Origin of the sequence: Heyndrickxia coagulans DSM 1 = ATCC 7050, from assembly GCF_000290615.1 — a bacterium.
GTDB lineage: Bacteria > Bacillota > Bacilli > Bacillales > Bacillaceae_C > Weizmannia > Weizmannia coagulans.
Genome location: NZ_ALAS01000191.1, coordinates 1 through 4,062, shown reverse-complemented (window position 1 = coordinate 4,062; position 4,062 = coordinate 1). Strand labels below are relative to the sequence as shown.

Genomic DNA, 4,062 nt, shown 5'->3' with positions numbered 1-4,062 from the left:
ACAAAGGGTAGTGAAAAAAACCATTTTGTGAAGGCGGGATACGTATGCCCTTTTTTTGAAGAAAAATGACCGTTTTACTTCTATTGAATTAAAAATCTGGATGTAAATTGAAAATCTGGATGAAAAGGCAAAAAAATCGGGATAATTAATTTTCCAGAGCCTCGCTCAAGGGTATATTTTTATTTTGGCAGAGGCTCTAAAATAAAAAGTATCATAAGATTTTGCCATTTATCCGGTTTTTTCATTCATATATTTGCTCAACAAGCCATGAAAATTTTTATTTTACCGAAGAATATGCAAATTACCCAAACAAAATGGGGTGGGGGTTCTATGGCGTATCAAGACAAACCATATCCATCAGAGGAAACGCCTCTACAAAAAATCATAACTGCTGAAAATGTTGGTTTGTTCGTAAAAACGGCCAGATTGGAAAGGGGATTGACCCAAAAAGACCTGGCCGGGGATACTTTATCCGAAAGAACGATTCGGAGGATTGAAAACGGCAAGGTATTGCCCAACCTGTTTACCTTTTTTTACATATTATACAGACTCGACTTACCTGTTGAACGTTTTTTATATTTCATAAATAATTTGTTTTTATAGCGGTTACACACTTCCGCGCCTGAATGAGTTGTCGCTGCCAAAAACCATGCATCGCAAAAATAAGGGCCGCTTATGCCCCTGATAAAAGCAGAAACAGCCGGCTTAAGGAACGCCGGCCCGGTCCGGTTTTATAGCAGGTGTTCAGGCCCCTCCTGGTTATCCGTGGCGATGACGACAACGCGCCCCTCGTCGAGTACTTTTTCATACTGTACGGCTTCCATCTCCGACAATCCGAGCGACTGCATTTTCGAACGCAGTTCATCCCCTCGCTCCCTGAACAGATTGCCGACCGAATCAATGACTCCTTGTTCTTCCATGCCGACAGATCCCGTTTCCGTTGCGTCGGTTAAATCTTTTGAACGGTCTTTGTCATGCGAGAAAATATAAATATTGTCTTTCGCAAATCCTTCATTTTCAAACTCTGTTATCTTTTTCGTCGCTTCGAGCCCGTTTTCGACCACTTCTACTTTATGCACCTGTCTTCCTCCTTCCGAAAAATGATGATACTGTTTGACATTTATATAACCGCTTCCTGCCGTCCTTAAACAAAGAAAAGTTTTACAGCCGCCGGACAAGGAAACTGATAAAATGAAAGTATAGGAAAGAAAGGGGCTGTAAATAAAATGAAGGACATTTTTAAAAATGATTGGGGCCCGCTTTTAAAGGAGGAATTCCAAAAACCATATTATTTAAAATTGAGGGAGTTCCTCAAAAAAGAATATGCAACACAGCGAATCCATCCTGATATGTTCGATATCTTTAATGCTTTTCACTATACGGCTTATCGGGATGTTAAGGTTGTCCTCCTTGGCCAGGATCCTTACCACGGACCGGGCCAGGCGCACGGGCTTAGTTTTTCAGTAAAGCCGGGGGTGGATATCCCCCCTTCGCTCCGGAATATTTTCAAAGAGCTACATGACGATGTTGGATGCAGGATTCCGCAGCACGGGTGCTTGGTCAGCTGGGCGAAGCAGGGCGTGATGCTGTTAAACACCGTGTTGACTGTCAGGGAAGGGCAGGCCCATTCACACCAAGGAATGGGATGGGAAATTTTTACAGACGAAGTGATCCGGAAAATCAATGCGAAAGAAACACCTGTCATTTTTCTGTTATGGGGGAGGCCTGCACAGAGCAAAAAAGCGCTGATCGACACCAACAAACATTTCGTTTTAACTGCTGCCCACCCAAGCCCGTTGTCCGCCCATCGCGGTTTTTTCGGGAGCCGCCCGTTTTCAAAAACCAACAATATTTTGCGCAAGTTGGGAGAAAAAGAGATCGACTGGCAGCTGCCGGAACAGGAAAAGCTTTAAAACGCATTCCATCGAGGAAATCCGACAATGTTCCACGTGAAACATGGCGGCTTTTTTGCAAAGTATGACAGCGTTCCGCATTGTTCGGACAGACGGCCTCTGTTAAAATAAATGTAAGAAACGGAATCTCTTTTGGCAGCTGTCATTTTAGCAGACGGCAAAGGCGGCTATCAAAGGAAGGAAACATTGTCAGGGCCGGCACCATGCCGCCTTTATGCGATCGGAAGAATGAAACTCAGCCATCACAAATTTTCACCATGTTGCACGTAACGCGGCACCAGCAGTGGGATGGAAAACAACAGGGCACAAATTTTCAGGCTGGAAATTGAACAGAGGTGCGGATATGGCCATTACAACGGAAATGCTTTTGGAAAAAATGGAGCAGGAATTGGCAAAGGCAAAACAGGCAATGCCGGCGGAACAACTCAGGGAGCATATCTATGCGGTAAAAGCTTTGTGCGAAGTTTTATTGGAAAGCCAGCCTGAACAGCCATTGCCTGCCGGTCCTTCTGTGCCGAAACCGGTGCTTAATCCGGAGCCGTTGAAAACGGAAGATGGTGCAAACGGGGACTCTATTTTTGACTTTTAATCGCAAACAATTGAAACAACGCCAGCCAAGCGGGAGTCCCTGTTTTCCTCTGCAGCTTCTTATACGGTTTGCACTGCCATCATAGCTTCCTATTGGCATCCAGCTTTGTATGGTGAACATTTACGTTGGCAGCGTTTCATATTAAAAAACGGGAGTGCATCGCATGAATATTTTTGTTTTTCTCGGAGCAATTAACGCATGTATATCTGTTGCGCTCGGGGCTTTCGGGGCCCACGGGTTGAAAGGGATCATGGATCAGAAGTATCTGGATATTTGGGAGACCGGCGTCCGTTATGAAATGTACCATGCGCTCGGATTGATTGCGATCGGCATTCTTTCCGGCACCCTCAAATCATCCGCACTGCTCAGCTGGTCAGGATGGTTGATGCTGATTGGCATCGTCCTTTTCTCCGGCAGCCTTTATGTTTTAAGCTTAACGAAAATCAGTGTGCTTGGTGCGATTACGCCAATCGGAGGCGTCGCGTTCCTTGCTTCCTGGATACTGCTCGGCATAGCGGCGGTAAAGTGGATGTAAGAAAAAACAGCCCGGTTTCGGAGCTGTTTTTTCTTTCGCTTATCCCCGTGGCGGATAGGTTGCCAGCGGCTGACCGGCCTGCGTTGTGCTGCCATATGGGTATTCATATTCAATTTCTTCAGAGAAGACAACATAATCAACATAGACCATCGGGATTAAATAACGCTGCCCGGTTTGCGGGTCACTGAGAATGACATGGTCCCGTCCGGCAGCTTCAATAATGCCATTGAACACTTTAGCATTCCATTCCCGGTTGTTTTCAAACGTGGCGTACAGCGTGACCAGTTTTCCTTTATTCAGCCGCAAAATATTTTCAATATACGATTGTTCAAGCGGAAGCTGGCCGGGCAGGTTCTGTGAGGGTGCCTGCGCTTGCTGCCCCCCGGGAACCTGGTACGGCGGATAATATCCTCCGTAATAAGGCTGTGCGGACTGCCGGTAATAATAAGGATACCCGTATACGGGCGGTGTGTAATTGCCGTTTTCCAACTGATTTCCCCCTCCATTTTGCATATCGGTCTGCCCTGGTTTTTGTAAAATGCATAAAAAACAAGGGCATTCACTACATTCATGTGTATGCCGGCCGGAAACGGGTTATGCTTAAGATCTTTCGGTGAACTACCCACCACTTATCAACCTTACGGTTTGATTGAAGTGGGGGCTTCTCGACTTATCGTTGCTTTTACTAGCCAACGAAAACTGACCGAGCTAACCCTCTTGTTCCAAGAGTTTTGTTACTTATGATAACGCGAATAAGCGTAATCCCTCATTTTTGATATTGATTGCTGAATTGTGATCGCGATCTAATACAAAGCCGCAAGAACATTTATATACACGTTCAGATAATGGCATTTCTTTTTCCTTGCCGCAACATGAACACTTCTTAGTGGAGGGAAACCACTTATCAATTTTCACAAGTTGTTTCCCCTGTTCTTTTTGGATTTAAGTCAATATTTTGGACACCAATAAGTGAAATTTAATTTTGATCTCATGCCATATTTTTCATGACATCGCTGGTCGCTTGA

General features: G+C 45.0%; 6 protein-coding genes and 1 pseudogene. 4 read left to right on the top strand and 3 right to left on the bottom strand.

The features are described from left to right. Positions 1–330 precede the first annotated feature (330 nt). Positions 331–603 carry a helix-turn-helix domain-containing protein gene (locus IC21_RS09690; RefSeq protein ID WP_029143100.1) on the top strand — a complete coding sequence of 91 codons (273 nt, stop codon included), beginning with the start codon at positions 331–333 and terminating at the stop codon, positions 601–603. A gap of 128 nt (positions 604–731) precedes the next feature. Here the strand turns inward: IC21_RS09690 and IC21_RS09685 are convergent, their stop codons facing one another. Further along, complete coding sequence (locus tag IC21_RS09685) at positions 732–1,079, bottom strand: YflT domain-containing protein (RefSeq protein WP_013860790.1); 348 nt, start codon at positions 1,077–1,079, stop codon at positions 732–734. 147 nt (positions 1,080–1,226) lie between these two features. Between IC21_RS09685 and IC21_RS09680 the strand changes: the two genes are divergently transcribed. The 3 genes from IC21_RS09680 (at position 1,227) to IC21_RS09670 (ending at position 3,037) form a co-directional block, all read left to right on the top strand. Next, complete coding sequence (locus tag IC21_RS09680; RefSeq protein ID WP_029143101.1) at positions 1,227–1,913, top strand: uracil-DNA glycosylase; 687 nt, start codon at positions 1,227–1,229, stop codon at positions 1,911–1,913. Between the two features lie 343 nt (positions 1,914–2,256). Beyond that, positions 2,257–2,502 (top strand): YwdI family protein, encoded by a 246-nt coding sequence (locus IC21_RS09675; RefSeq protein WP_017550345.1) that lies wholly within the window; start codon positions 2,257–2,259, stop codon positions 2,500–2,502. Between the two features lie 163 nt (positions 2,503–2,665). Further along, the gene (locus IC21_RS09670) at positions 2,666–3,037 is read left to right on the top strand and encodes a DUF423 domain-containing protein (protein ID WP_029143102.1); all 372 of its coding nucleotides are present in this window, start codon (positions 2,666–2,668) and stop codon (positions 3,035–3,037) included. Positions 3,038–3,076: 39 nt separating this feature from the next. On the opposite strand, the gene gerQ is transcribed toward IC21_RS09670, so the two are convergent. Together gerQ and IC21_RS16275 are read right to left on the bottom strand one after the other, a co-directional pair. After that, on the bottom strand, positions 3,077–3,526 hold the full coding sequence (gene gerQ / locus IC21_RS09665) for a spore coat protein GerQ (protein ID WP_029143103.1): 450 nt from the start codon (positions 3,524–3,526) through the stop codon (positions 3,077–3,079). Positions 3,527–3,775: 249 nt separating this feature from the next. Beyond that, positions 3,776–3,973, bottom strand: a pseudogene (locus tag IC21_RS16275) (zinc ribbon domain-containing protein); the annotation flags it as partial. Positions 3,974–4,062 lie beyond the last annotated feature (89 nt).

What these genes read in the sequence shown, in the direction of transcription:
- IC21_RS09670 (WP_029143102.1), top strand. Translation starts at nt 2,666, where the DNA reads ATGAATATTTTTGTTTTTCTCGGAGCAATTAACGCATGTATATCTGTT.
- IC21_RS09680 (WP_029143101.1), top strand. Translation starts at nt 1,227, where the DNA reads ATGAAGGACATTTTTAAAAATGATTGGGGCCCGCTTTTAAAGGAGGAA.
- IC21_RS09675 (WP_017550345.1), top strand. Translation starts at nt 2,257, where the DNA reads ATGGCCATTACAACGGAAATGCTTTTGGAAAAAATGGAGCAGGAATTG.
- IC21_RS09690 (WP_029143100.1), top strand. Translation starts at nt 331, where the DNA reads ATGGCGTATCAAGACAAACCATATCCATCAGAGGAAACGCCTCTACAA.